This is a genomic window from Streptomyces sp. NPDC006512 (genome assembly GCF_040611935.1).
In the GTDB taxonomy this organism is placed as follows: Bacteria; Actinomycetota; Actinomycetes; order Streptomycetales; family Streptomycetaceae; genus Streptomyces.
Window position 1 is genome coordinate 71,552 of the sequence record NZ_JBEXPG010000032.1, and the last position, 24,206, is coordinate 95,757.

Annotated in this window: 26 protein-coding genes and 1 pseudogene; 8 read left to right on the plus strand and 19 right to left on the minus strand. The window is 74.6% G+C overall.

The genetic code is table 11. From position 1 onward, the window contains the following. Position 1: 1 nt before the first annotated feature. Positions 2-1,462 carry a DUF6493 family protein gene (locus ABZZ17_RS22830; protein WP_356878145.1) on the minus strand — a complete coding sequence of 487 codons (1,461 nt, stop codon included), beginning with the start codon at positions 1,460-1,462 and terminating at the stop codon, positions 2-4. A 281-nt stretch (positions 1,463-1,743) separates the two neighbouring features. Between ABZZ17_RS22830 and ABZZ17_RS22835 the strand changes: the two genes are divergently transcribed. The 4 genes from ABZZ17_RS22835 (at position 1,744) to ABZZ17_RS22850 (ending at position 4,549) form a co-directional block, all read left to right on the plus strand. Continuing rightward, positions 1,744-1,989 carry a protealysin inhibitor emfourin gene (locus ABZZ17_RS22835; protein ID WP_356878146.1) on the plus strand — a complete coding sequence of 82 codons (246 nt, stop codon included), beginning with the start codon at positions 1,744-1,746 and terminating at the stop codon, positions 1,987-1,989. Between the two features lie 118 nt (positions 1,990-2,107). Beyond that, positions 2,108-2,917 carry an alpha/beta hydrolase gene (locus ABZZ17_RS22840; protein ID WP_356878147.1) on the plus strand — a complete coding sequence of 270 codons (810 nt, stop codon included), beginning with the start codon at positions 2,108-2,110 and terminating at the stop codon, positions 2,915-2,917. A gap of 1 nt (position 2,918) precedes the next feature. Further along, the gene (locus tag ABZZ17_RS22845) at positions 2,919-4,196 is read left to right on the plus strand and encodes a SpoIIE family protein phosphatase (protein ID WP_356878148.1); all 1,278 of its coding nucleotides are present in this window, start codon (positions 2,919-2,921) and stop codon (positions 4,194-4,196) included. Next, a complete protein-coding gene (locus tag ABZZ17_RS22850; RefSeq protein ID WP_356878149.1) occupies positions 4,193-4,549 on the plus strand; it encodes an STAS domain-containing protein in 357 nt (118 codons plus the stop codon). Before ABZZ17_RS22845 ends, ABZZ17_RS22850 begins: the two co-directional genes overlap by 4 nt. Before the next feature lie 11 nt (positions 4,550-4,560). On the opposite strand, the gene ABZZ17_RS22855 is transcribed toward ABZZ17_RS22850, so the two are convergent. From ABZZ17_RS22855 to ABZZ17_RS22895, 9 genes are all read right to left on the minus strand, one after another. Further along, entirely contained in the window at positions 4,561-5,184 is a 624-nt protein-coding gene (locus ABZZ17_RS22855; protein ID WP_356878150.1) for an NAD(P)H-dependent oxidoreductase, read from the minus strand. A gap of 51 nt (positions 5,185-5,235) precedes the next feature. Next, positions 5,236-5,673 carry a YjbQ family protein gene (locus tag ABZZ17_RS22860; RefSeq protein WP_356878151.1) on the minus strand — a complete coding sequence of 146 codons (438 nt, stop codon included), beginning with the start codon at positions 5,671-5,673 and terminating at the stop codon, positions 5,236-5,238. Between the two features lie 59 nt (positions 5,674-5,732). Then, positions 5,733-6,434, minus strand: coding sequence for a restriction endonuclease (locus ABZZ17_RS22865; protein WP_356878152.1), 702 nt, complete (start codon positions 6,432-6,434; stop codon positions 5,733-5,735). Positions 6,435-6,550: 116 nt separating this feature from the next. Continuing rightward, a complete protein-coding gene (locus ABZZ17_RS22870) occupies positions 6,551-6,994 on the minus strand; it encodes an ATP-binding protein (protein WP_356878153.1) in 444 nt (147 codons plus the stop codon). Positions 6,995-7,107: 113 nt separating this feature from the next. Further along, complete coding sequence (locus ABZZ17_RS22875; protein ID WP_356878154.1) at positions 7,108-7,470, minus strand: STAS domain-containing protein; 363 nt, start codon at positions 7,468-7,470, stop codon at positions 7,108-7,110. 25 nt (positions 7,471-7,495) lie between these two features. Next, positions 7,496-7,939 carry a response regulator gene (locus ABZZ17_RS22880; RefSeq protein WP_356878172.1) on the minus strand — a complete coding sequence of 148 codons (444 nt, stop codon included), beginning with the start codon at positions 7,937-7,939 and terminating at the stop codon, positions 7,496-7,498. Between the two features lie 2 nt (positions 7,940-7,941). After that, positions 7,942-9,549 carry an ATP-binding protein gene (locus ABZZ17_RS22885; protein WP_356878155.1) on the minus strand — a complete coding sequence of 536 codons (1,608 nt, stop codon included), beginning with the start codon at positions 9,547-9,549 and terminating at the stop codon, positions 7,942-7,944. After that, the gene (locus ABZZ17_RS22890; protein ID WP_356878156.1) at positions 9,546-10,808 is read right to left on the minus strand and encodes a SpoIIE family protein phosphatase; all 1,263 of its coding nucleotides are present in this window, start codon (positions 10,806-10,808) and stop codon (positions 9,546-9,548) included. Before ABZZ17_RS22890 ends, ABZZ17_RS22885 begins: the two co-directional genes overlap by 4 nt. Positions 10,809-10,917: 109 nt before the next feature. Continuing rightward, positions 10,918-12,114 carry a PP2C family protein-serine/threonine phosphatase gene (locus tag ABZZ17_RS22895; RefSeq protein WP_356878157.1) on the minus strand — a complete coding sequence of 399 codons (1,197 nt, stop codon included), beginning with the start codon at positions 12,112-12,114 and terminating at the stop codon, positions 10,918-10,920. Positions 12,115-12,218: 104 nt separating this feature from the next. On the opposite strand from ABZZ17_RS22895, the gene ABZZ17_RS22900 reads away from it, so the two are divergent. Next, entirely contained in the window at positions 12,219-12,716 is a 498-nt protein-coding gene (locus ABZZ17_RS22900) for a MarR family transcriptional regulator (protein WP_356878158.1), read from the plus strand. Positions 12,717-12,724: 8 nt separating this feature from the next. On the opposite strand, the gene ABZZ17_RS22905 is transcribed toward ABZZ17_RS22900, so the two are convergent. The 5 genes from ABZZ17_RS22905 to ABZZ17_RS22925 form a co-directional block, all read right to left on the minus strand. Further along, the gene (locus ABZZ17_RS22905) at positions 12,725-14,089 is read right to left on the minus strand and encodes an NAD(P)/FAD-dependent oxidoreductase (RefSeq protein ID WP_356878159.1); all 1,365 of its coding nucleotides are present in this window, start codon (positions 14,087-14,089) and stop codon (positions 12,725-12,727) included. A gap of 60 nt (positions 14,090-14,149) precedes the next feature. Beyond that, positions 14,150-14,716 carry a copper chaperone PCu(A)C gene (locus ABZZ17_RS22910; RefSeq protein WP_356878160.1) on the minus strand — a complete coding sequence of 189 codons (567 nt, stop codon included), beginning with the start codon at positions 14,714-14,716 and terminating at the stop codon, positions 14,150-14,152. Next, on the minus strand, positions 14,713-17,031 hold the full coding sequence (locus tag ABZZ17_RS22915; protein ID WP_356878161.1) for a heavy metal translocating P-type ATPase: 2,319 nt from the start codon (positions 17,029-17,031) through the stop codon (positions 14,713-14,715). Before ABZZ17_RS22915 ends, ABZZ17_RS22910 begins: the two co-directional genes overlap by 4 nt. Beyond that, complete coding sequence (locus ABZZ17_RS22920) at positions 17,028-17,288, minus strand: hypothetical protein (RefSeq protein WP_356878162.1); 261 nt, start codon at positions 17,286-17,288, stop codon at positions 17,028-17,030. The genes ABZZ17_RS22915 and ABZZ17_RS22920 overlap by 4 nt, the downstream gene beginning before the upstream one ends. Positions 17,289-17,385: 97 nt before the next feature. Then, positions 17,386-17,571 (minus strand): hypothetical protein, encoded by a 186-nt coding sequence (locus tag ABZZ17_RS22925; RefSeq protein WP_356878163.1) that lies wholly within the window; start codon positions 17,569-17,571, stop codon positions 17,386-17,388. Between the two features lie 139 nt (positions 17,572-17,710). Here ABZZ17_RS22925 and ABZZ17_RS22930 point away from each other — a divergent pair, with 139 nt between their 5' ends. Further along, positions 17,711-17,833: a hypothetical protein gene (locus ABZZ17_RS22930; protein WP_356878164.1), complete on the plus strand. Its 123-nt coding sequence runs from the start codon at positions 17,711-17,713 to the stop codon at positions 17,831-17,833. A gap of 130 nt (positions 17,834-17,963) precedes the next feature. Further along, positions 17,964-18,986 (plus strand): SDR family oxidoreductase, encoded by a 1,023-nt coding sequence (locus tag ABZZ17_RS22935; RefSeq protein ID WP_356878165.1) that lies wholly within the window; start codon positions 17,964-17,966, stop codon positions 18,984-18,986. On the opposite strand, the gene ABZZ17_RS22940 is transcribed toward ABZZ17_RS22935, so the two are convergent. From ABZZ17_RS22940 to ABZZ17_RS22950, 3 genes are all read right to left on the minus strand, one after another. Then, a complete protein-coding gene (locus ABZZ17_RS22940; RefSeq protein ID WP_356878166.1) occupies positions 18,977-20,041 on the minus strand; it encodes a WYL domain-containing protein in 1,065 nt (354 codons plus the stop codon). The genes ABZZ17_RS22935 and ABZZ17_RS22940 overlap by 10 nt on opposite strands. Before the next feature lie 99 nt (positions 20,042-20,140). Further along, positions 20,141-20,698 (minus strand): pyridoxamine 5'-phosphate oxidase family protein, encoded by a 558-nt coding sequence (locus ABZZ17_RS22945; RefSeq protein WP_356878167.1) that lies wholly within the window; start codon positions 20,696-20,698, stop codon positions 20,141-20,143. Positions 20,699-20,768: 70 nt separating this feature from the next. Then, positions 20,769-22,307, minus strand: coding sequence for a DUF6056 family protein (locus ABZZ17_RS22950; RefSeq protein WP_356878168.1), 1,539 nt, complete (start codon positions 22,305-22,307; stop codon positions 20,769-20,771). 274 nt (positions 22,308-22,581) lie between these two features. Here ABZZ17_RS22950 and ABZZ17_RS22955 point away from each other — a divergent pair, with 274 nt between their 5' ends. Then, the gene (locus ABZZ17_RS22955) at positions 22,582-24,066 is read left to right on the plus strand and encodes a hypothetical protein (protein ID WP_356878169.1); all 1,485 of its coding nucleotides are present in this window, start codon (positions 22,582-22,584) and stop codon (positions 24,064-24,066) included. Between the two features lie 9 nt (positions 24,067-24,075). Here ABZZ17_RS22955 and ABZZ17_RS22960 read toward each other — a convergent pair. Next, a pseudogene (locus ABZZ17_RS22960) lies at positions 24,076-24,206 on the minus strand (IS5/IS1182 family transposase); the annotation flags it as partial.

A 24,206-nucleotide genomic window follows, 5' to 3' on the forward strand; every position in this document is an offset into this window, starting at 1 on the left:
GTCACCACCCCGCCGGGGACCCGGCCAGTGCGGCGCTCAGGCGCCGGGCCTCGGCGGCCGGCCGGGACGACCCGGGTCGGGCCGCGACCGCCGCCACCGCGGCCGGGACCGGGCCCGTGGCCCCGGACCGCTCCACGCACTCGGCGGAGACGGCCAGGACCTCGCCCGCGCCCCGCACCGAGGGCAGCAGGGCCGGCAGCACCTCGGCGAGGACGGCCCACACGGTGGCGTACGCGCCGGCCGCCGCGGCCGAACGGGCCGCGTCCGCCAGCCGGTTGGGCTTGACCGTACCCAGGGCCGTCATCGCGGCCAGCTCGCGGCCGAGCAACGGGGCGTCGAGGTCACCGCGTGCGGCCAGGACCAGCAGGGCATCCACCGCCGGGCGCCGGCTCTCCGGGTACCGCCCGCCCAGCCCCGCCGCCACGGCGGCGTGCAGGCCCGGGCCGGCGGGCCCGCCCAGCCGGGCGAGGTGCGGCAGCATCCAGGCGCCGCCGTGGTCACCGGCCGTCGCGGCCAGCGTCACGTCCGGCAGCAGCCACGCGGCCTGGCCGTCCCGGTCCTCCGGCAGCACCGCCGCCCGTACGGCGTGCCCGTCGTGCCAGTGGTAGCAGCGGGTGAACCCCTCGTGCGGGCGGCCCAGCCAGTGGAAGGCCTCCGGGAACTCCCGCCGCAGAACCGGCCGTTCAGCCGTGGCGTACACGACCTGCGGCGCGGCGGCGCCGGTCCGCGACCACGCCCGGTGCGCCTGCGGATCGGGCGCGACGACCCGGCGGAGTGCCGGGCCCGGCTCACCCTCCCCGCCGATCCAGGCGGCCAGCCGATCGCCCTCGCGGGTCCCGAGCCGGGCCGCCGCCCCGGCGGCCGCCGACGCCGCCGGACCTCGACGGCGTACGCGCAGCAGCGCCTGCCCGAAGTCGGCCGGCCCGGGCCGGACGCCCAGCCGCCCGTACTCCACGAGCCGTTCGACCAACTCGGCCGCCTCCAGCGCGCCCGTCTCCCAGGTCGGCGTCGCCAGCAGGAACGGCAGGGGGTGGCCGGACAGCAGCGCGTACCCGATCTCGCGCACCCGCGCCGCCGTGACCAGCTCCAGTCCACCCTGCGCGCACTCCTCGTGCCCGCGGTGCCGGCGAACGTACTCGGGCTTGAGGCTGTACCCCGGCACCCGCCACAGCAGGGTGGCCACCACCACGTCCAGCGGGGCGAGTCGGTGCGCCTCCGTCTCCTCCTCCGTGTAGCGGTGCCCCAACGCCGTGGACAGGGCCTCCGTGAGCGCGTGCCGGTTCCGGTTCGCCTGCCGTACGAGCCCGTCGAGAGCACGCTCGAAACCGTCCACGGTGTGCGGGCGGGCGTCGAAATGAGCTGCCGTCAGCCCGACGGTCTCGGCGAGCCCCGCGGGCGCGGCGGCGAGCCGACGCACGGGCGGCACGGGCGGGAGGGCGTCCTGAGCGGCGGTCCAGATCATGCGGCCACGCTAAACGCCTCCACTGACACGGCCCCCGGCCGGGGGCCGGAACGCTCCACCGCTGCCCGTCGGCCAGGAGCTGACGCAATCAAGCCCTTCTCCACGGATCCCGCCGCCCGGTGGGGGAGGGCCGCCGGATCCCGGGCAGACGGGGCCGGCGGGCGCGCGGCTGCGGCCGCAGGACGGTCGCCGCGCGTGCCCGCAGGGCCCGCCCGTACGCGAACGTCCGATGTGCCGATGTCCCGATGTCCGATGTCCGATGTCCGAAGGAGAGAACGCCCATGCTGATCACCGTGACCCGCTCGGGGGGCTTCACCGGTGTGGAGAAGACGCGGGAGGTCGACACCTCCGCCCGCCAGGACGCCGCGGAATGGGAGGGGCTCGCGCGCCGCGTGCTGGCCCCGCCGGTGGCGGACGCGTTCCACTACCGCATCACGGTCGACGACCAGGTGCTCGACGTCGACGAGACGGCCCTGACCCGGGAACAGCGGGAGCTGATCCGCGCGGTCCTCGCCGACGGATCCTGACCCCAACCCGGTCCGACCCGGTCCACCCCGGGCACTCCGGTCCGCCCCGCGGCGGAGGGCGTGCGCCGGGCGGGGCGCCGGTACGACGTCACGCCTCCGGTCTGGGAGGATGAGTCGCATGGGTGTCCGGAGCAGGAATCAGGTGAGCGTGAGCGGCCGGGCCGGGGGCCCGGTCGTGGTGCTGGCCCACGGTTTTGGTTGTGACCAGCACATGTGGCACTCGGTGGTGCCGGCCCTGGAGCGCGACCACACGGTCGTGCTCTTCGATCACGTGGGGGCCGGCCGCTCCGACCTGTCGGCGTGGAGCCGGGAGCGGTACTCGACGATGGACGGGTACGTCGAGGACGTACTGGACGTCTGCCGGGAGGTGGGGCCCGGCCCGGTGGTGTTCGTGGGCCATTCGGTGAGCGCCACCATGGGCGTACTCGCCGCGGCGCGGGAGCCGGAACTCTTCGCGGGGCTGGTGCTGCTCGCTCCCTCGCCGTGCTTCATCGACGATCCGGCCACCGGCTACCGCGGCGGGTTCAGCGCCCCGGACATCGAGGAGCTGCTGGAGTCGCTGGACGCGAACTACCTCGGCTGGTCGGGGGCGATGGCCCCGGTCATCATGGGCAACCCGGAGCGCCCCGAGCTGGGGGAGGAGCTGGCGAACAGCTTCTGCCGCACCGACCCCGAGATCGCCCGGGTCTTCGCCCGGGTGACCTTCCTCTCCGACAACCGCGCCGACTTGGAGAAGGTGACCGTTCCCACGCTCGTCGCGCAGTGCTCCCACGACGCCATCGCCCCGCCGGAGGTGGGCGCGTTCGTCCACGACCGGATCCCCGGCAGCCGTCTGGTCACGCTGGCCGCGACGGGACACTGCCCCCAGCTCAGCGCTCCCGACGAGACCACGGCCGTGATCAGCGCGTTCGTGCGCTCGCTCGCCTGACGTGCCGGGCCTACCGGTGCACGGGGCCGACGCCCCGGAGCCCGAGCGCAACCCGCCCGAGCGCAGCGAGGTCCCGCCGCCGGAACCGTTCACCGCCCTCCTGGAGGACAGCGCCGAGGAGCTGTACGAGCAGGCCCCCTGCGGCTACCTCTCCACCCTGCTCGACGGACGGATCGTCAAGGTCAACGGGCGGCTGCTCGAATGGCTCGGCTACGACCGCGACGAACTGGTGGGCCGCCGCAGCTTCTCCGACCTGCTCACGGTGGGCGGCCGCATCTACCACGAGACCCACTTCGCACCCCTGCTGGCCATGCAGGGGGAGATCAGCGGGATCGCCCTCGAACTCAAGGCCGCCGACGGCAGCCGCATGCCGGTCCTGGTCACCTCGGCCGTCAAGACCGGCAGCGACGGACGGCCGATGCTGATCCGCACCACCGTCTTCGACGCCCGCGAGCGCCGCGCCTACGAGACCGAACTGCTGCGCGCCCGCCAGGAAGCAGACCGGGAGCGCGAGCGGCTGGGGCGCCTGAACGTCATCCTGCAACAGACCCTGCTGCCCCCGGCCCTCGCGAACGTGCCCGGACTGGACGTCGCCGCCCACTACCACGTGGCCTCCGCGGACGAGGTCGGAGGCGACTTCTACGACCTCTTCCCGCTCGCGTCCGACCGCTGGGGCATGTTCCTCGGCGACGTCTGCGGGAAGGGCGCGGGAGCCGCCGCCGTGACCTCCCTGACGCGCTACACCCTGCGCGCGGCGGCCGTCTACGACCCCGACCCGGCGGCGGTGCTCGGCAACCTCAACACGGTCCTCACCCACGAGTACCACCACCACGACCCGCGCTTCTGCACCGTCATCTTCGGACTCCTCACCCCCGACGGAGACCGGGGCGGCTTCCGGATCACCCTGGCGGGCGGCGGCCACCCGCCGGCCCTGCTGCTGCGCGCCGACGGCAGCGCCGCCTACCTGCCCACGCCCGGAGGACAGCTCATCGGGGTCCTGCCGGACCCGCAGATCGCCACCACCACCGTCCACCTGGCACCCGGCGACACCCTCCTCCTCTACACCGACGGCCTGACCGAGGCCCACACCGCCCTGGCGGGCGACCGCTACGGCGACGAGGCCCTCCTCGGCTTCGCCGCCGCCCTGGCCCCGGCCACCGCGGACGAAGCGGTCGGGGCGATCCGGGGCCTGCTCGACGTCTTCGGCGCCGGTGTGGACGACGACACGGCCGTCCTGGCCGTCCACGTACCCCGACCCACCAGTGAAGAGCAGCCGTGAACCAGCTGATCATCCACACGCGCACCACCCCCGCGGGGCCGGTCATCGAACTCGCCGGGGACCTCGACCACCACAGCGCCCCCCGGGTACGGGCCGTGCTGCCCGGCCTCGCACTCGAGGCCGGGCAGCAGCTGGTCATGGACCTGTCCGGCGTGACGTTCTGCGACTCCACCGGCATCACCGTCATGATCGCCGCCCGGAACCACGCCGCCGGGGCGGGCGCGGGCATCGCCCTGGCCGCCGTGCCCGACCGGGTCCACCGGATCTTCCGCATCGTCGGCCTGGACCGGGTGTTCACCACCTACCCCACCGCCCTGGCCGCGGAGGCCGCCTGGCAGCCACCGGCTCCCTGAGGGCCGTCCGCTCAGGGAGCCGGGTACGGGGCGGCCTTGAGGCGGCGGGCGAGGTGCGCCGTGTTGGCGGCGAGGGTCGCCGTGGTGCCGGCGGTGGCTTCGGGGGTCTTGTCGAGGTCCTGGTAGTCGGTGCCCTGCATGGCCTCCCCGACCCAGTAGGTGACGGCGTTCGGCGCGAGGGAGAAGCCGACGTCGTTGAGGCCCTGGAACAGGTCGGCGCTGACCTTGTGGGCGCCGTCCTCGTTGCCGACCACGCACACCGCCGCGACCTTGCCGTAGGTCAGCATGCGGCCTTCGCCGTCGGTCTCGGAGATCTCCGCGTTCAGGCGTTCCAGGACCCGCTGGGCGATGCTGGAGGCGTGCCCCAGCCAGATCGGTGTCGACAGGAGGAGGATGTCGGCGCCCAGGATCGTGTCCCGGATCTCCGGCCAGGCGTCACCGTCACCCATGTCGGTCTCCACACCGGGCTTCACGTCGTGGTCGGCGATGCGGATGGTCTTCCCCGTCACCCCGTGCTCGGAGAGCGCGGCCATGGCCTGCTCGGCCAGCAGCTGGGAGCTCGACGGAGCGGGGGAGGGGGACAGGGTGCAGACGAGGGCGACGGCGCGCAGCGGGGTGGTTCCGGTGGTGTCCATGGGGTGCGGCTACCCGCGCGCGTCGCTTTGATGTCCCACGTGCCGGGAGGGTCAGGTGCCCGCGGAATGCCCGAGGAAGGTCAGCCGCACCTGGCGCCGCGGATTGTCCCCGTTGGTGTCGACGAGGGTGACGGACTGCCACGTCCCCAGCTGGAGCTCTCCGCCGATCACGGGGAGGGTCGCGTGGGGCGGCACGATCGCGGGCAGGACGTGGTCCCGTCCGTGTCCGGGGGAACCGTGCCGGTGCCGCCAGCGGTCGTCGGCCGGCAGCAGGGTGCGCAAGGCCTCCAGGAGGTCCTCGTCGCTCCCCGCGCCGGTCTCGATGACGGCGAGGCCCGCCGTCGCGTGGGGGGTGAAGACGTTCAGGAGTCCGTCCCGGCCCCGGGCGGCCTCGCGGAGGAAGGACGCGCAGACCTCGGTCAGGTCGAGGACGGTTTCCCCGGCCCCGGTGGTCACGTCGACGGTGCGCGAAACGAAGGTGTCGGCCATGGATCCATCCTCGGGCCACGGGTCCGTACGGGTACGCAACCGCGGCCGGTGTCGGCGGTCTACGTCGTGGTCGCCCACGGGGGCGGGGCCGCGAGATCGGTCCAGGCGGCCAGGGCGTCGCCGTCGACGCAGAGTATCCCGCACGCGGCGGCGTACTCCGCGGCGGGCGCGGTGAAGGAACTGGTGGTGACGACGACCGCGACGTCCGCCTCGTGGACGGCGAAGCAGGTCCCGCCGAACCGCTGGAGGTCCTGCGAACCGACCCGGTTGTCCTCGGCGTAGTGCTTGCACTGGAGGACGACGCGCAGCCCGTCGGCGGTCGTCGCGACCACGTCGGCGCCCAGGTCGCCCGCGCCGCCGACGACCTCCACCGAGGAGCAGCCGTCCCGTACGCACAGCGCGGCCACCGTGTGCTCGAAGCCGTCGGCGTCGACCGCGGCGTGGTCCAGGGCCTCGGCCCCGACGTCGGGAAGGTCCGCGGGCGGTGTCCCGTACCCGTCCGGGCCGGCCGGAAGCCGGGGGCGGGAGCGGCGCCGGACGGGCGCCACGCCCCATTTCGCCAGGTAGATCCCGACCGCGAGCAGGGCCACCGTGGCGACCGGCGTCACCGGCAGCCCGGTCCCGGCCTCCGCGGCGGTCTTGACGAAGACGGCCAGGCCGCCGGCGCAGATGGCCACCAGCCCCACCGCGAGCACCATGTCACGGCCCACGGACGCGGGCCCCCGCACGGATCCCCTCGCGTTCTCCTCCGGTGTCGTCATACGACGGTCCCCCCTCTTCCGTTCCCGCGCACCAGCAGGGCGCTTTTCCTCGTCTGGCCGCGAAGCCGCGCCTCAAACTCCTTGAACGGGGGACGGAGGAACGGGCCGGGGAGGAGTCAGGGCCGGTCCGGGGGGCCGTCGGGCGTCGCCGCCGCGTCGAGCGGCATGACCACCTCGATGCGTTTGCCCCCCTGGGGCGTCGGCCGGATCGTCACGCTGCGCGTGAGCCGGCGGACCAACGGCCAGCCGAACCCGCCCGCGCGGACCGCGCCGGCGGGCCGGGGGAGCGTGACGGGGCGGTCGCTGCTGGCGTCGGTGATCGCCAGGCGGAGCCCGTCGGCGGAAACGGAGGCACTGAAACCGACGAGCCCGCCCCCGTGCCGGATCGCGTTCGTCACCAGCTCCGAGGTCACGAGCAGCGCGTCGGTCAGGACGTGGTCGGCGGCGGTGGAGCCGTCAGGCACGATCCCGGAGGTCTCGATGAGCGACCGCACACGGTCCCGCGCCTGCATCGCGTTCTGCGGGACCGGGTGCACCGGCCGGCCATGTTCGGGCGGCACCGTTCACCTCCTCGTCGGACTCGTCACGGGCGGACCGTGTCCGTCTGCCCCGCTCCGGCCGCGGCAATCGCAGAGGCAAACGTCTTCGTCGTCCTCGTCGGTCGGGACACGGCTCAGCGCCGCCGCGGCGGGAGCGCCATGACCGTGGCCTCGGTCACACCGGGAGCGGTGGCGAACGCCCGGCCCGCGCCCGTGACCTCCAGCAGCCGTGCCAGCCGGTCCGGCACCTCGCCCGCCAGTACCACCGGCCGGTTCAGGGCGGGTTGCAGCATGATGCTGAGCGCGGTCGAGTCCACGAAGGTCACGCCGGAGACGTCCAGGACGAACCGGTCGATGCCGGTGACCTCCGGATCCATCGCCGTGCGCAGTTCCCCCACGGTGTCCATGTCGAACTCGCCCGCCATCACGACGATCCGCACGCTCCCGGCGGACCGCGTCTCGACGTAGTTGCGGGCGTCGCCGCTGTGCGTGTCCATGTTCCCCACTTCCTCTCCAGTGTTGTCAGAATGCCCGGGGCAGTTTCACCACGGTGACGAAGAAGTCGTCGATCTGCTGGATCGCCCGGATGAACTGGTCGAGGTCCACCGGCTTCGTCACGTACGCGTTGGCGTGCAGCTTGTAGCTCCGCAGGATGTCCTCCTCGGCCGCCGAGGTGGTGAGGACGACCACGGGGATGTGGCTCAGATCCGGATCCGTCTTGATCTGTTCGAGCACCTGCCGGCCGTCGTACTTGGGCAGGTTCAGGTCCAGGAGGATCAGGTCGGGACGCGGCGCGGCGGTGTGTTCCCCCCGACGGTAGAGGAAGTCCAGCGCTTCCAGACCGTCCCGCACGACGTGCAGCACGTTGCCGATCTTGTTGTCCTCGAACGCCTCGCGGGTCATGAGCTCGTCACCCGCGTCGTCCTCGACGAGCAGGATCTCCGCGGGGGCGGGCCGGGTGGGCATGGTCATCGGCTGGTTCCTCCGTCGGCTGCGGGCAGGGTGAACACGATCCGGGTGCCCGGGGCGTGGTCGGTGTCGATCCGGATGCGGCCCCCGGCATTCTCGACGATCTTCTTGCAGAGCGAGAGGCCGATCCCGGTGCCCCCGTACGCCTCGCGGCCGTGCAGCCGCTGGAAGATGACGAACACCTTCTCGGCGAACTCGGCGGGAATGCCGATGCCGTTGTCCGTGACGGCGAAGGTGTGGAAGCCGGGCTCGGCCGCGTCCCCGCCCAGCTGCTCGACCTCGACGCGCGGAGTGCGTCCGGGCGAGCGGAACTTCACGGCGTTCGCGACCAGGTTCTGCCAGAGCATCGTCAGCAGTGTCGGATCGCCCAGCACCTCGGGGAGCCGCTCCGGGCGCGTGACCTCGGCCTCGCTCTCCTCCACCGCGGCGGCCAGGTTGTGCAGGGCCCGGTCCAGCGGGCCGTCCAGGGCGACCGGCTCGCGCGCGTCCTGGACGCGGCCCACCCGGGAGAAGGTCAGCAGGTCGTTGATCAGCACCTGCATCCGCTTGGCACCGTCGACGGCGAACGCGATGTACTGGGTGCCGCGCTCGTCGAGCTGGTCCCCGTACCGCTTCTCCAGCAGCTGGCAGAACGAGGCGACCTTGCGCAGCGGCTCCTGGAGGTCGTGCGAGGCCACGTACGCGAACTGCTCCAACTCGGCGTTCGAGCGGCGCAGCTCACCCGCCTGCGCGTCGAGTGCCGCGGCCGTGCGCTTCAGCTCGTCGGCGTTGCGCCGCGAAGCCGTCAGCTCCGCGACGGTCCGCCGGCGCATGGCCTCCACCGCCCGGGCGAGCGAGCGCAGGTCGGACGGCCCGCGCTCGGGTATCTCCTCGTCGAAGGCCCCGTCCGCGACCCGCTGGGACGCCGTCCGTACCGAGCCGAGCGGCCGCAGGACGCCCACGTGGAGCAGGATCCCGAGGCAGGCGCCCGCCAGCAGGAAGGCCACGACGATCGCCAGGAGGACGTGGTCGCGTTCCGAACGCGCCTGCCCGAACGTGCTGCGGGCATCGGTCTGGACGCGCTCCAGCCGCGACTGCTGCGCCTCGATCCGCCGGCGCACCTCGTCGAACTTCTCCTTGCCCGCCTGGACCGAGGGCGGGGCGCCGCCGCCGCGCACCGACGCGACGGCCGGGGTCGCGAACTCGTCCCGCCAGACGCGCGCGGCGTCCTCGACGGCCAGCAGGTCGCTCTGCACGCCCTGGTCGTCGGCGAGGACCCGCGACAGCTGCCGCACCGCGCCGACCTCGCTGACCAGGCCGCGCTCGTACGGCTCCAGGAGCGCCGGATCCCCGGCCAGCAGGTAGCCGCGCACTCCCGTCTCCTGGTCCAGCAGGGCCGCCTCCAGCCGCAGCGCGTCCCGCTGGGCCGGGAGGATCCCGTCGACGAGCCGGTCTCCCGCCTCGGTGGTGTTCGACAGCAGGGCGGCGCCCACCGCGCCGGTGCCGAGGACCATGAGGGCCAGCACGGCGAGGACCGCCGTGAGCCAGGCCCGCAGGCTCGGTCCCCGACGGCCGGACCCGGTGCGCGGGGCGGCGGGAGGGGGCGCTGTCCGGTCCGTGGTGCTCACGAGGAGGATTTCCATTCGAGGTGGAGTACGGCGACGTCGTCGGCCAGCCCGCCCCAGTCCGAGGCCAGGTCCTGCGCCGCGTGGATCAGGGTGTCGACGAACGGATCGGCGGACAGACCGGCGTGCCGGCGGGCGATGTCGAGGAGGCCCGTCTCGTCGAGGCGTTCGGAGCCTGGACCGACCCGGCCCTCGATCAGCCCGTCGGTGAAGAGCATGACGGCGCCGTCCGGCTCCAGGGCCACCTCGGTGACGGGCCAGTCCGCGCCCCAGCCGGGCATGATGCCGAGCGCGGGTCCCCCGGGGACCTCCACCAGGTCCACCCCCGCCGCGGACCGGACGAGGAAGCCGGGGTGCCCGGCGCGCTGTACGGATATCGCGTCGCTGCCCGGGGGCCGGGTGACGGCGATGAGGGTGGCGAAGGTCTCGGGTCCGGAGCGCTCCGCGAGGAGGATCTCCTCCAGGAGCCCCAGCAGGGTCTCGCCGCGTGCGCCGGCCATGACGAAGGCCCGCCACGCCACGCGCAGGCACACCCCGAGGGCCGCCTCGCCCGGCCCGTGCCCCGACACGTCGCCCACGACGGCGTGCGTGGCCCCGTCCCGGGTCTGCACGACGTCGTAGAAGTCTCCGCCGAGGAGCGCCTGGGCGCGGCCCGGCCGGTACCGGGCGCACACCGTGACCGTCTCGTCCAGCAGGAGCGGCGTCGGCAGCAGGCCCCGCTCCAGGCGGGCGTTCTCCTCGGCGCGCAGCTTGCCCGCCTCCAGGGCGACGGCGGCGAGCTCGGTCCGCTTGCGCTGGATCGCGTAGCGGATGGCCCGCATGAAGACGTCCGCCTCCAGCCGCCCCTTGACCAGGTAGTCCTGGGCCCCCGCCGCCACGGCGGCGAGCCCCGCCTGCTCCTCCGAGAGCCCGGTGAGGACGACCACGGCGGCTTCGGCGCACGCGGCCAGCACCTTGGTCAGCCCGTCGAGCCCCTGCGCGTCGGGGAGGTGCAGGTCGAGCAGGACGCACTGGGGCGGTTCGGCGTCGAGCCGCGACAGGGCGTCCGCGAGGGAGCGGGCGCGGCCGAGACGGACGTCGACACCGCTGTCCTCCACCAGCGCTTCGACGAGGAGCGCGTCGCCCTCGTCGTCCTCGATGAGCAGGACGTACGGCGGAAGGCCGCTCCACAGGGCGTGGGACGGGTCGTGTTCGACGGCCGAGGCCTGCCGTGGTGTGCGGCCGGCGGGGTGAGGCGGCCCCAGGCCGAGCGTGCTCCCCATGGCGTCGCGTGTCCCCTCTCACCACGGAGCGCGGACGCCCGGGGGACGCCCGGTTGCGTCGGAGGTGAGCTTAGAATGATCATTTGCCGTTAGGCAATATTTGAACCGGTCAATTATCCTGCGCGCCGTCCCCGGGCCCTTCTGCCCCGGCCCGGCCGTGCCAGTCCAGGCAGACCACCATGGCGTCGTCCGAGGCCCGGACCCCGCCCCGGTGTCCGGCGAGCTCCTCCAGGACCGCCTGGGGCACCTGCGCGGGCGGCAGCAGCCGGGTGTTCGTGATGGCCCGGGCCAGCGCGCGCCGGCTGTACGGCTCCCCGCCGGGGGAGAGGACGTCGTAGACCCCGTCGCTCAGGAAGAACAGCCGGTCGCCGGGCAGTACCCGGAAGCGCTGGCAGGCGTAGACGGTGTCCTCGAACATGCCGAGCGGGAGCTGGGCCTCCAGCTCCACGGCCTCCACCGCACCCTGCCGGAGCCGCCAGATCCGGGGCGATCCCGCGTCGATGACCTCCACCTCGCCGGTGCGCAGGCAGAAGCGGAGCAGCAGCATCGCCAGGTGCAGGCGCCCCTGGTACTGGCCGTAGACGGCCTGGTCCGCCAGCGAGGCCTGGTCGACGAGGGAGAGACCGCCCCGGCGGGCGTTGCGCAGGGCACTGACGGCGAGGCTGGTCAGCAGGGCCGCGTCGATCCCCTCGCCCATCCCGTTGTTGACGGTCAGCGTGAGGTGCTCGGCGGAGGCCGACCAGTCGAAGCTGTCCCCGTAGATGGCGTAGGCGGGCTCCAGATGCCCGCCGAGCGCGTACTCGGGCCGGGTACAGGAACGGCCCGGCAGGAGCTCCCACTGCATCTCCGCGGCGAGCGTGAGCCGGGTGGCCCGCCGCGCCCGGAGGAACAGGTCGGTGTCCCGGTCGGCGACGAGGATCGCGTGCGCCAGGGCGTCGGCCACCTCCCGCAGCTCCCCGAGGAGCCCGGGCGCGTACGCGTCCGCCGGGAAGTCCACGCTCAGCACCGCCAGCCGGTCCCCGCGCACGCTCACCGGCAGGTGGACGGTCACCTCGGATTCCCGGGCGACCACGTGGGCCTCCTGCGAGCCGAAGGCCCGGCCCGCGGCACTGGTGCGCACCGGCACCGGCTCGGCGCCGTCCGCGGCCCCCGTGACCGGCCGGAGGCTGTCCAGGGCGTAGTCGGCCATCAGCAGTTCGGCGGCGTGCGCGCCGTACCGGCGGTACAGGACCTGCCGTACCTCGTCGAAGAGTTCGTGCGGCGCGGCATGCCGCAGAATGTGCTCCACTGCCTCGGGTCGTGCCACCGGCTTGGGTCCTGCCTCTCTCGGAACTGTTTAGATGGGGGTGCCACGAAGCCGCCGGGTCCGCCGGGGGACGGGCACCTCGTCCGTCCGGTAGGGAGTGTCACATGAGCCAGGGGCCGATCCACTCCCCCCGCGCCACGACGGCGGTCGCCGGGATGAGCGATCTCATCGAACTGCTGGAGATCGTCTGGGAGCGGGGCCGCGAGACGGTCTCCGCCCCGCCCGTCTCCTCCGCCCAGGCCAGGGTCCTCTTCCTCATCGAGCGGAACGAGGAGATGAACCTGCGGATGCTCGGAGAGCTGCTGGGGGCGGCTCCGCCGTCGGTGACCCGGCTGTGCGACCGCCTCCAGGCCGCCGGGTTCCTGGAGCGGCGCACGCGGCCCGACGACCGCCGCGAACTGCGGCTGGAGCTGACGCCGGCGGGCCGCAAGTACCTCGGACAGCTGCGGGCGCGCCGGGAAGAGGCCCTGACCGAAGCGATGGCCGCCATGCCGGCCGCGTCCCGGGCCGCCCTGGCCGTCGGACTGACCGACTTCCGCACGGCCGTCGCCGGCCCGCTGCGGCTGCCGTCCCCGGACGGCCTGGCGGCCCGGACCGCCTGAGCGGCGGTTCAGCCGGCGGTGCGCAGGCCCCGCGTGTGCTCCCGCACCTGAGCCGGTGTCAGGTAGCTGTCGGTCTGCTCGAACTCCCGCAGCGTGGGCGGCTTCGCGGACTGGAAGCCGGTGCGTACGAAGTCGTCCCCGGCGACGGCGTTGAGCAGCCAGTTCGTCATGACCCGCGTCTTGGCCACGTTCGTGCGCAGCGCCGACCAGTGGTACCCGCGGGCCACCGCCTGGGCGGGGAGGCCGCGCAGCGGGATGCCCAGCGGCTTGGACACGGCGTCGGTGCCCCCGAGGTCGACCACCAGACCGAGGTCCTTGTGCACGTACGGGCGCAGCGGCCGGTGCCGCAGCGAGGCGATCACGTTGTCGGCCAGCGTGCGGCCCTGCCGCAGGGCGTGCTGCGCCGTGGGCGGGCAGATCGCACCGCTCCCGCCCTGGGCGAGGTCCGGTACCGCCGCCGCGTCCCCGAGGGCGAAGACGCCGGGCGCGTCCGGCACCGTCATCTCCGGGGTCACCACCAGGCGCCCCCGTTCGGTCTCCGCGTCCATCGTGCCGATCAGCGGACTCGCGGCCACGCCGGCGGTCCAGATGAGGGTCCGGCTGGGCAGGACGCGCCCGTCGGTCAGCGTCACCTCCTCGGGCCCCGCCTTGGCGACGCTCACCCCCAGCGACACCTGGATGCCGCGGCGGCGCATGATGTCCAGGGCCGTGCGCCCCAGCGAGTCCCCGAGTTCGGGCATCAGCTTGGGCGCCATGTCCAGGAGGTGCCAGCTGATCTGGCGGCGGTCCAGCCTCGGGTAGCGCTTCACCGCGTGGTCGGTCAGGCGCTGGAGGCACGCCGCCGTCTCGGTGCCCGCGTACCCGCCGCCGACCACCACGAAGCACAGCCGCGCGGCCCGCTCCGCCTCGTCCTGGCTCGCGTCCGCCAGGTCGAGCTGCGCGATGACGTGGTCGCGCAGGTACGCGGCCTCGGCCAGGGTCTTCATGCCCCGGGCGTGCTCCAGCAGCCCGGGGACGTCGAAGGTGCGCGTGACGCTGCCGGGCGCCAGCACGAGGTGGTCGTACGCGTGGTCGGTCACCTCACCGGTGATCTTGCGGACGATGCAGACCTTGGCCTTGGTGTCGACGCCGATCGCCGCCCCGGGCACGATCCGGGTCCGGTGCCGGCTGCTGCGGCGCAGGGAGACGGCGATGGACTGCGGCGTCAGGACACCGGAGGCCACCTGGGGGAGCAGGGGCAGGTACAGCTGGTAGGAGTTCGGTGTCACCACGGAGATGTCGGCCTCGCCGGGGGACAGCCTGCGCTCCAGACGGCGTACGCACTCCACTCCGGCGAAGCCTGCGCCCACCACGAGGATCCTCGGTCGTGTCACGGTTTCCGTCCTTTCTCGGGGCCGCCACGTCACCTGCCCCCCTGCCCAGTCCGGCGGGTTTCAGCTGCCGGGCCGCACCACGAACGCCACGGCGTCCACCGGCCCGCTGCGGCGGAAGCGCAGGACGAACGGGACGGTGTCCCCCTCCCGCAGGCGGCCCTTCACCGTCATCAGCACGTCCACGGAGTTCGGCGTCATGGTCACGGTGCGGCCCGCCGGGACGGTCACCGACGGCACCGTGCGCGTCGTACCGGCACCCCCGCCGGCCCGCACGTGCCGGTTCAGCACGAGGTCCTCGGCGACCGGGGAGGTGACGGAGACCAACTGGTCGTCGGCGCCGCCGGTGTTCGTGATCCGGAAGAACGCGGTGGTGCGCCCCCCGTCGGCGGCGGCGGGGAGGAGGAGGTGCGCGACACCGGGCTCGATCCGGGGCGGACTGCCCGCGGCCCCCGTCGTGGTCCAGGCCGTCAGGCCGACCAGAGCCGCCAGACAGGCCAGCGCGGGGACGAGCGCGGCCGTCACCCCGTCGCGCAGGCGCCCGCGGCCGGCGCGCCACCCGTCCGCCGTCGTGGCGGTCGGCGCCGCCGCCGTTGCCCCTGTCGTGGTGGGCGCGGGGGAACCGGTCATCGTCCGAAGTCCTTTCGTACGGGGGCGGCGAGGCGTTTCGGGGCCGGCTGCCAGGTGCGCAGGCGCAGGCTGTTGGCGACGACGAGGACCGAACTGGCGGACATCGCCGCGGCGGCGACCATCGGGTTCAGCCACCCCACGGCGGCCATCGGGAGGGTGACCGCGTTGTAGCCGAACGCCCAGACGAGGTTGAGGCGGATCGTCGCCAGCGTGCGGCGGGCGAGGCGGACCGCGTCGGCGACCGCCTCGATGTCGCCCCGCACCAGCGTCACGTCGGCGGCCCCGATCGCCACGTCCGTACCGCTGCCCATCGCGATACCGAGGTCGGCCTCGGCCAGGGCCGCGGCGTCGTTGACCCCGTCCCCGATGACGGCGACCCGGCGGCCCCCGTCCTTCAACTCCCGTACCAGCGCCGCCTTGTCCTCGGGCGTGCAGCCCGCCCGCACCCGCGTGATGCCGAGCTCCGAGGCGACGGCCCGGGCGGTCGCCCCGCGGTCGCCGGTGGCCAGGACCGGCTCCACACCCAGCTGCCGCAGCCCGTCCACGGCCCGGTGACTGCCGGGCCGCAGGGCGTCCCCCAGTGCGAGGAGGGCCGCGTCGACGCCGTCCACCCGGACCAGGACCGGTGTCAGCGCGCGGGCCTCCGCCTCGGCCAGACCCGCCGCCAGCGCGCCGGACAGACCGTCTCCCGGGGCGCCGACCTCGACCCGCCGGCCTTCGACGACACCGGTGACGCCCGCGCCGGGGGTGGCCCGGAAGCCGGTGACCCCGGGCAGCCGCGCACCGGGCGCCGCCTGCCGCGCGTACGCGACGACGGCCCGGCCCAGGGGGTGCTCGGAGCCCTGCTCCACCGCCCCGGCCAGCCGCACGGCCGCGTCCCGGCCGGTACCGCCGTCGGCCGGGGTCACCCGTACGACGGACATGCGGCCGGTGGTCAGGGTGCCGGTCTTGTCCAGGATGATCACGTCGACGTGCCGCAGGGTCTCCAGCGCCCGCGGCCCCCTGACCAGGATGCCGAGCCCGGCGCCCCGCCCGGTGGCGGCCATGAGCGCGGTGGGGGTGGCCAGGCCCAGGGCGCAGGGGCAGGCGACGACGAGGATCGCCACGGCCGCCGTGACCGCCGACTGCGGATCCGCGCCCGCGCCCAGCCAGAAGCCGAGGACCGTGACGGCCAGGGTGAGGACGACGGGTACGAAGACGCCCGCCACCTTGTCGGCCAGTCGCTGGGCGCGCGCCTTCCCCGCCTGGGCCTCGGCGACCAGGTGCGTGATCCGGGCGAGCCGGGTGTCGGCGCCGACCGCGGTGGCGCGTACGAGCAGCAGCCCTCCCGCGTTGACGGCGCCGCCGACCACCGACCGGCCCGGGCCCACCTCGACGGGATCGCTCTCCCCGGTGACCAGGGAGAGGTCGAGGGCCGAGCTGCCCGAGACCACCACGCCGTCGGTGGCGACCCGTTCACCGGGCCGGACGACGAACTCCTGCCCCGGCAGCAGCCGTTCGATCGGCAGCCTGCGTTCCCGGCCGTCCTCCCGCACGGTCACGTCCTTGGCCGCCAGTCCGGCCAGGGAACGCAGCGCGGCGCCGGTGCCGCGCCGGGCCCTCGCCTCCAGGTGGCGTCCGGTCAGGACGAACAGGGGGACGCCGACCGCGGCTTCGAGGTAGACGTGCGCGACGTCGGAGCCCGCCGAGGGCAGGAGCGTGAACGGCATCCGCATGTCCGGCTCGCCCGCACCGCCCAGGAACAGCGCGTACAGGGACCAGCAGAACGACGCGAGGACCCCGAGGGAGACCAGCGTGTCCATGGTCGCCGCCGAGTGCCGCAGCCCGCGTGCCGCCCGCACGTGGAAGGGCCAGGCGCTCCAGGCCACCACGGGGGCGGCGAGTACGAGGCACAGCCACTGCCAGGAACGGAACTGGAGGGCGGGCGCCATCGACAGCACGAGGACCGGCAGGCAGAGCGCGGTGGTGATCAGCAGCCGCCGGGGGTCGGGTGCGTCGTCGTGCGGCGGCGCCGGAGCCGGCGGTGCCGCGGCCGGCTCCGGTACGGAGCCGCCGTCGGCCGGCGCGGCCGGCGGCAGCGGCCGCGCCGTACAGCCGGCGCGCTCGACGGCGGCCACCAGCTCCTCGGCGGTGACCTGCGCCGGGTGACGTACCCGGGCCCGGCCGGTGGCGAGGTTGACGGTGGCCGTCACGCCGTCGAGCCGGGCCAGCCGCTTCTCCACCCGGTTCACGCAGGCCGCACAGGTCATGCCGCCGACGGCCAGGTCGGTCGTCGTCAGGGCGGTCCGCGCCGCGTCCGCGGTGTCCGCCGTCATCGCGCACCCCCGCCCGGGCCCGCCCCGTCGGCGCCGTCCGTCCCGCCGTCCGTCCCGCCGTGCGGAACGGAGTCCCCGGGGGAGCCGGTGCGATCCGGGCGCATGCCGGGAGCCACCGGACCGGCGGCCGCGCCGACCCCGTAGGACAGGGCGAACACGGCCGCCAGCAGCAGGACGAACCCGGTCAGGGCCGGTGGCGGCGCCCACCGCCGGCTGCTCGTGGACGCCTGGGCTGCGGACGGTTGCTCTTCGGCCATCGACGTTCCCTGGTTCGAGGATGCGAACGCGGAACCCCCACCCGGCGGGCTCCGGGCACGTGGTCGTCGTAGGGCTGCGAAGAGTTCCCGCCGGTGTTCAGCCGGTGCGGCGGCCGCCCCGGGGCCCGGCGGCGGTGTCGACGTGGAACCAGTAGTCACCGGCGGCGAGCGGGCGGACGGCCGGGACCGGAGCGGCTTCGCGGGGCAGCGTGACGGCCCGCGTGTCGCCGGGAGGGACGACGGAGATGGCGGTGTGGTACTGGTTCTGCGGTCGTTCCGGCACGCTGCGCTCCTAGGGGAAACGGATCGGGTGCGGAGCACCCGGCTGTCACTCCGTGTGTCACCCCAGTGTGCGCTCTGTGACTTTCCGTGTCAGTTTGGAGACCTCGACCGCTGACCGCTGGAGCATCAAGGAGCACCCGATGGGCGGCACGCACGACGCGCTCACCGACGGCGCCGTCGACGACGACGCACGGCGACGCGACGACGACGACCTTCCCCTCGATCCCGAAGACGACGGCCGGGATCCCTACGACGCTTCGTGACGCACCCCGATCCGGGTGCCCGGCCGGCGCCGACCACCCGGCCGGGCATCCGCTGCGCCGGGCCGGCGGGGCGCGGAACATTCCGTAAAGGGTGACGGGAACTGTCACCTTTGACGTGCACCGTGGTGACATGCGAACCAACACGGACCCGAACACGAACACGGACGCGAGCCCGAGCACGAGCGCGAGCGCGAGCGCGGACACCCAGGACGCCGGGCACGCCCACCGGCCGGGCCCGCTCGCCGGGCGGATCGCCCTCGTCGCCGGCGCGACCCGCGGTGCCGGACGCGCCCTCGCCGTCGAACTCGGCCGCGCCGGCGCCACCGTCTACGTCACCGGCCGCACCACGCGCGAGCACGTCAGCGAGGTCGGCCGGGCCACGGAGACCATCGAGGAGACCGCGGAACTGGTCTCGGCGGCCGGCGGCACGGGCATCGCCGTCCCCACCGACCACCTCGACGAGGACCGCGTACGCGCCCTCGTCGAGCGGATCGACCGCGAGCAGGGCCGGCTCGACATCCTCGTCAACGACCTGTGGGGCGGCGAACACCTCCTCTCCGGTTCGGTCTTCGGAAAGAAGAGCTGGGAGACGCCGCTCGCCGACGGCCTGCGCATCCTCGAACTCGGAGTGCGTTCACACGTGATCACCGCGGCCCTCGCCCTGCCGCTCCTGATCCGCTCGGACGCGCCCCTGCACGTGGAGGTCACCGACGGCACGGCCGTCTCCAACCGCCGCTACCGCGAGAACCTCTACTACGACCTCGCCAAGAACGCCCCGATCCGGATCGCCTTCGGGCTGGGCGAGGAGCTCGCCGAGTACGGGGGCACCGCGGTCGCCGTCACGCCGGGCTTCCTGCGCTCGGAGCAGATGCTCGCCCACTTCGGTGTGACCGAGGAGAACTGGCGCGACGCCGTCGCCCAGGAGCCGAGCTTCGGCATCGCCGAGTCCCCGCACTACCTCGCCCGCGCGGTCGCCGCGCTCGCCGCCGACCCGGACCGGGCCGCCCGCTGGAACGGGAAGTCCACCTCCAGCGGGGAGCTCGCCCGGACCTACGACGTCCGGGACGTCGACGGCAGCCGGCCGGACGCCTGGGGGTACTTCGAGGAGGTCGAGTACGGCGGGAAGGACGCCTCACCCGACGACTACCGCTGATCCTCCGGCCCCGCGCCGTACAGGGCGGCCAGGGCCCGCGCGTGCTCGCGGAGGCGGGCCCGCAGGCCCTCCGGGGCCAGGACCTCCGCGTCCGCGCCCAGCCCGGTCAGCTGGCCGAAGGCGACGTCCTCGGACTCCACCGGCAGGTCGAGCGTGACGCGCCCGGCCGCGTCCGGCGCGCTCGCGGAGGCCAGCGCGTCACCGATGCCGGCCGGGTCCGCCACGGCGGGCAGGCACCGCAGGCCCCGCCCGGTGAGCCGCAGAGTGACGGTCGTGCGCAGCAGCGCCCGGGCGAACCCGGCGGAGTGGGCCTGCCAGTGCGCGGCCAGGTCGAAGGACGGGTCACGGACGAAGGGCACGAAGGCGCCGTCCGCCCCGGGGGCGGGGGCGGGAGCCGGGGCGATGGCCGTGACGCGGTCGACGCGGTAGGTGCGCCAGGCGCCGGCGCCGGTCCCGTCCGCCCCCTCGCCCGGGACCCGGCCCACGACGTACCAGACCCCCGCCTTCAGGACGAGCCCGTACGGTTCCACCTGCCGGGTCACCGTGCGGGGCGGCGCGCCGTCGTCCCGGGCCGGCCGCGCGTACGTCAGCTCGACGGTGCGGTCCGACCACACGGCGCGGGCCAGCTCGGGCAGCAGTTCCGGCGCCGACGGCTCGCGGAACCAGGCCGGGGCGTCGAGGTGGAAACGGCGCGCGGACGACTCGGCCGCCGCGCGCAGGGACGGCAGCATGGTGGCCGCCAGCTTCAGCCGGGCCGTGCCCGCCGCGTCCGAGAGGCCGAGGTCGCGCAGGGCGCCGGGCAGCCCGGACAGGTAGAGCGTCTCCGCCTCGCTGGGGTGGAGCGTGGTCAGCCGGGTCCGGTGGCCCGGTGCCAGGTGGTAGCCGCCCGTGCGGCCGAGCTCCGACCGGATGGGGACGCCCGCCTCCTGAAGGGCCTGGGCGTCGCGGATCACGGTGCGCTCGGAGACCTCCAGCTCGCGGGCGAGCGCGGCGGCGGTCAGGCCGGGGCTCGACTGGACGAGGAGGGCCATGCGGATCAGACGGGCGGCGCGCATGACCTCATGATCGTGGATCCGGCGCCCCGCCGGTGCCCGGGCGGAAGCCGGCGAACAGCCGGAAGCCGGCGCCCGGGCGGAACCGCTCCGCGCCGTCGCTCAGAACGTCCACCGCGTGTGGGAGTAGACCCCGTCGTCCCGGCCGAAGCCGTACGCCGTGGCCGGGGCCACTCCGAACACCACCGCCTCCCCCCGCCGGAACGAGTCCCCCATCCCGTGGAAGGTGCCCTCGGGCGAGGTGATGTGCGCCCCGTACTTCGTCTCGTACGCCGCGATCACCTCCTCCAGCAACGCCCGGTCGGCGACCTCCTCCGCCTCGCCCTCGACCACGAGGTCGAGGCCCTCGGTGAGGGAGTTCCCGCCCGTGGTCAGCGCGCAGTGCCCGTCGTGGGCGAGGTTGCGCGCCTTCTGCTCCGTCTTGCCGGTGGAGAAGTACAGGACGCCGTCGTGCCAGGCGGCGATCACGGGAGTGACGTGCAGCCGGCCGTCGGGCCGCACCGTGGACACCCAGAAGATCTCGGCGGCGTCCAGCTGCCGCAGGGCCTCGGCCCAGTCGGTGGCGGTGACCTCCTCGGCACCCGGGCGGGGGTTGAGCGCCGAGCTGTAGCGGGCGTCGAGCTCGGCCGTGGGCTGCTGGGCGGATCCGTGCGTCTGCATGGCGGATCTCCTTCCTCTCTCCATGGTGACCGGCCCGGGGCGCCGGACTCATCGGCGAAGCGGGCACGGTTCAGCGGCGGTGGATCCGGTCGACGCCGTACCACTTCGACATGCAGGCGGCGACCCAGTCCCGGTCGTAGGTCCGCGTGAAGAACGGCTCGGCGAGCGATCCGATGTACAGGGGCCGGTAGCCCACGTCCGTGGCCCCCCGCGCGGCCTCGGCGCGGATGCGGGAGTTCTGGGCGTCCCACGCCACGGAACGGGTGACCGTCTCGGTCGTGAGCCGCTGGACGTTCGGGACGAGCGCGGCCACCGACGCCAGCGTCAGGCAGCCTGCCGCCACGGCGCAGGTCACCAGGGCCGCGCCGGCGGGGCGCCGGTCCGCGAGCCATCGCCCGCCCCGCGCCCCGAGCAGCGCCCCGTAGCCGCAGAGCGCCAGCAACATCGGCACGAGGAAGCTCGTCCACGTACGCGCGTACGTCCACCCGCCCGGGCCGTATCCGCTGCGCAGGCCCACCGCCACCGCGAACGAGCCCAGCACCACCACGGGCACCGGGAGCAGCAGCAGGGCGGTCAGCGCCTTGCGCGGGACGGCCCGGGGCGGCTCCCGGTGTCCGGGCGAGGGCCGGCGGAGCCCGCACGCCAGGCCCAGCAGGACACCGACGGCGGCGGCTCCGAGGTAGGCCCACTGGCCGGTGACGGAGTCCCACATGTGCAGCCAGTCCTCGAAGGTGCCCTTGAGTTCGCCCGCGGAGAGCAGCGACTCCTTGTCCGGCTGCTGGGCCCGGCGCCACCGGGCGCCGGGGGAGCTGTACAGCACGGCCAGACCGCAGACGAGACCGGAGCACCAGAGCAGGCACCAGGTGAACGGACGCCGGTCGCGCGCCAGACCGGGGCGGGGCAGGCACAGCAGCCCGACCAAGGCGGCGAGCAGCCCGCTGACGAGCGCGAACGGCTCGCTCAGGGTGCCCAGCGCGAAAGCGATCAGGAACGCCGAGACGAGGCCGGCCCGGCGGACGACGGCACGCGGATCGTTCACCGTCCGCACGGCCAGCAGCAGCGCCCACACGCCGATGACGCTCGGGACGGTGTGGGAGATCGTGGCGGGGGCCCACAGCAGTACCTGGTAGCTGCGGGTCCCCGCGAAGTAGAGCAGCGCCTGGACGACGAGGGCGCAGGCGGTCAGGACCAGCACCCGGGGCCGGCCGCCCAGGAAACGGACGAAGTGACGGCCCAGCAGGACCAGTCCGACGGTGAAGGCCACGGCGATGACCGTCGGCAGCACCTTCGTCCCGGCCGGTCCCTCGCCGTAGACGACACCGCTGAGGAAGGCGTTCGCGATCCGGCCGTTCTGGGTCAGGTAGAAATCGGAGGTGATGCCGAGGACCCCCAGGTCACGGGTCTTCCACGCGGCGCACCAGTCGTCCGAGGTGGGCCGTACGTAGAGCCCGAGGAAGCATCCGACGGCGACCAGGGCGCCCGCCGCCGCGACGAGCACCGCCCCGGCCGCGGGCAGGATCCCGCCCACGAGGGGGCGGCGGACGGTTCCCCGGCCCACCGCGGAAGGAGGGGGCCGGACGTCCTCGCCCCCGTCCGCAGCAGTGCTCATTCACCACCCCTTCGCAGCGGGGCCCGGCCGGGAGGGACGGAGGGCGCGCCCCCGTCGGCCGCGGTGACCGCACGGGCCCGCGAACACCCATGATGTGCACGGCTCCCCGCCCCCGGCATCCCGGGTGGGCCAGGCCGGGTACGCGCCCTCCCGCCCCTGCGGACCGCCCGCCTCACCCGGGCGGCGGGCCTTCCGTGGCGGTCTCCGTCCGGCTCTCCCAGGATGGGGAAGCCGGGTCCGCGCCCGTACGCGCCCGGCGGAGGGAGTGCCCGCGATGCCCCGTGTCCCGCTCGGCCGCTGGGCGGTCGTCACGGCGGCCCTGGCGAGCGTCGCCGTACCCGCGTGTACGGCCGGCCAGCCGGTGGGGCGGGACGGAGGCACGGCACGGCCGGTGCTCGTCCGCCCCGTGGGCCACCAGAGCCGGGGCGAGGCCGAGGGCAGTTACGCACCCCAGGCGATGGCCGTCGCCCCCTCCGTCGGCCTCCTGTCCAACACGACCGCCGTCGAAGGCGTTCCGCGGTCCGTGGCCACGGGCGCGCGGTACGTCCGGGGGAGCAACGTCCTGCTGCTGGCGTCCGGTCGGTGGATGTACCTGCCCGCCGCCGGGACGACGTCCGTGGTGGTCGCCCCCGGCCATCCGCCCGCACGGCTGCAGATCGCGCAGAGCCGCGCCTGGCTGGGCTCCGGCCGGATCCCGGGCACGACGCCCGCGCAGCGGGCCGCGGCCGAACGGGCCCTGCTGTCCCTGCGCGCCCTGCTCCGGCCGAACGGCGCCGTGGCCGCGGGATGGAGTCCGGGCTGGCAGTACTCCTGGCCGCGCGACTCCAGCTTCGTCTCCGCCGCCTTCGCCCACACCGGCCACGACGCCGAGGCCTACCGCATCCTGCTCCACACCGCCGCCACCCAGCGCGCGGACGGCACCTGGGAGGCGCGGACGAAGCTCGACGGATCCGGCCCGCCCGACCGCAGGAGATGGCAGCTCGACGCCAACGGCTGGGTCCCCTGGGCCACCTGGCAGTGGTACCGGACGGCCCCCTGGGCCACCCGCCAGGCCCGGCTGACCACGCTCTACCCGATGATCCGCAAGGCCGCCGACCACGCGGCGGGCTCCCTGCGGACGGACGGACTGCCCCCGGCCTCCCCCGACTACTGGGAGCTGATGACGACCACCACGAACATCGGCACGGCCGCGCCCCTGCTCGCCGGGCTCAACGCCGCCTCGGACCTCGCCCGCGAGACCGGCCGGCCGGACGACGCGGCCCGCTGGGGCCGGGCCGCGCGGCGGCTCTCCGCCGCGGTCTCCGCGCACTTCGCCCCCCTGGGCTACCGGCGCACCGCCGACGGCCGGCACGGGCACGACAGCGCGGTGGCGTTCCTGGCACCCCCCTTCAACGCGGCCCCCGCCGACCTGCCCCGGGCACTGGACGGCACGTACCGGGCGCTGCTCCTCCCCAACGGCGGCCTGACCCCCGGCAACGACCCCTCGGCGCCCTGGGGCGGCAACGCCTGGACGCCGAGTACGGCGTTCTTCGCGCTCGCCTGGGCCACCACGGGCAAGACCGCGAAGGCCGGACAGGTCCTGGACTGGGTCCTGTCGAAGCGGAACCCGCTCGGCGAGCTGCCGGAGAAGGCGGACAGGGCGGGCCGGCCCGCCGCGGTCGCGCCCCTCGCGTGGACGGGCTCGATCGTGCTCCTGGCCCTCACGGCACTGGACGGCACCCCGCTCCCCGCACCACCCCTCGCCCCGCTGTGGCCTTAGGCAGTGTCTTCAAAGGGGCTTTAGCCAGAGGAACAGGGATGCGATGGTGACGGCTGCCTGGTAGGACTCGCGGGTTTTGTCGTAGCGAGTGGCGATCGCGCGGAACTGTTTCAGCCGGTTGAAGCAGCGCTCGACGACGT

Bases quoted from the DNA above. Each gene is read 5' to 3' on its own strand.
- ABZZ17_RS22830 (WP_356878145.1), bottom strand. From the start codon at position 1,462: ATGATCTGGACCGCCGCTCAGGACGCCCTCCCGCCCGTGCCGCCCGTG.
- ABZZ17_RS22835 (WP_356878146.1), top strand. From the start codon at position 1,744: ATGCTGATCACCGTGACCCGCTCGGGGGGCTTCACCGGTGTGGAGAAG.
- ABZZ17_RS22840 (WP_356878147.1), top strand. From the start codon at position 2,108: ATGGGTGTCCGGAGCAGGAATCAGGTGAGCGTGAGCGGCCGGGCCGGG.
- ABZZ17_RS22855 (WP_356878150.1), bottom strand. From the start codon at position 5,184: ATGGACACCACCGGAACCACCCCGCTGCGCGCCGTCGCCCTCGTCTGC.
- ABZZ17_RS22860 (WP_356878151.1), bottom strand. From the start codon at position 5,673: ATGGCCGACACCTTCGTTTCGCGCACCGTCGACGTGACCACCGGGGCC.
- ABZZ17_RS22865 (WP_356878152.1), bottom strand. From the start codon at position 6,434: ATGACGACACCGGAGGAGAACGCGAGGGGATCCGTGCGGGGGCCCGCG.
- ABZZ17_RS22875 (WP_356878154.1), bottom strand. From the start codon at position 7,470: ATGGACACGCACAGCGGCGACGCCCGCAACTACGTCGAGACGCGGTCC.
- ABZZ17_RS22880 (WP_356878172.1), bottom strand. From the start codon at position 7,939: ATGCCCACCCGGCCCGCCCCCGCGGAGATCCTGCTCGTCGAGGACGAC.
- ABZZ17_RS22890 (WP_356878156.1), bottom strand. From the start codon at position 10,808: ATGGGGAGCACGCTCGGCCTGGGGCCGCCTCACCCCGCCGGCCGCACA.
- ABZZ17_RS22900 (WP_356878158.1), top strand. From the start codon at position 12,219: ATGAGCCAGGGGCCGATCCACTCCCCCCGCGCCACGACGGCGGTCGCC.
- ABZZ17_RS22910 (WP_356878160.1), bottom strand. From the start codon at position 14,716: ATGACCGGTTCCCCCGCGCCCACCACGACAGGGGCAACGGCGGCGGCG.
- ABZZ17_RS22915 (WP_356878161.1), bottom strand. From the start codon at position 17,031: ATGACGGCGGACACCGCGGACGCGGCGCGGACCGCCCTGACGACGACC.
- ABZZ17_RS22920 (WP_356878162.1), bottom strand. From the start codon at position 17,288: ATGGCCGAAGAGCAACCGTCCGCAGCCCAGGCGTCCACGAGCAGCCGG.
- ABZZ17_RS22930 (WP_356878164.1), top strand. From the start codon at position 17,711: ATGGGCGGCACGCACGACGCGCTCACCGACGGCGCCGTCGACGACGAC.
- ABZZ17_RS22935 (WP_356878165.1), top strand. From the start codon at position 17,964: ATGCGAACCAACACGGACCCGAACACGAACACGGACGCGAGCCCGAGC.
- ABZZ17_RS22940 (WP_356878166.1), bottom strand. From the start codon at position 20,041: ATGCGCGCCGCCCGTCTGATCCGCATGGCCCTCCTCGTCCAGTCGAGC.
- ABZZ17_RS22945 (WP_356878167.1), bottom strand. From the start codon at position 20,698: ATGCAGACGCACGGATCCGCCCAGCAGCCCACGGCCGAGCTCGACGCC.
- ABZZ17_RS22950 (WP_356878168.1), bottom strand. From the start codon at position 22,307: ATGAGCACTGCTGCGGACGGGGGCGAGGACGTCCGGCCCCCTCCTTCC.
- ABZZ17_RS22955 (WP_356878169.1), top strand. From the start codon at position 22,582: ATGCCCCGTGTCCCGCTCGGCCGCTGGGCGGTCGTCACGGCGGCCCTG.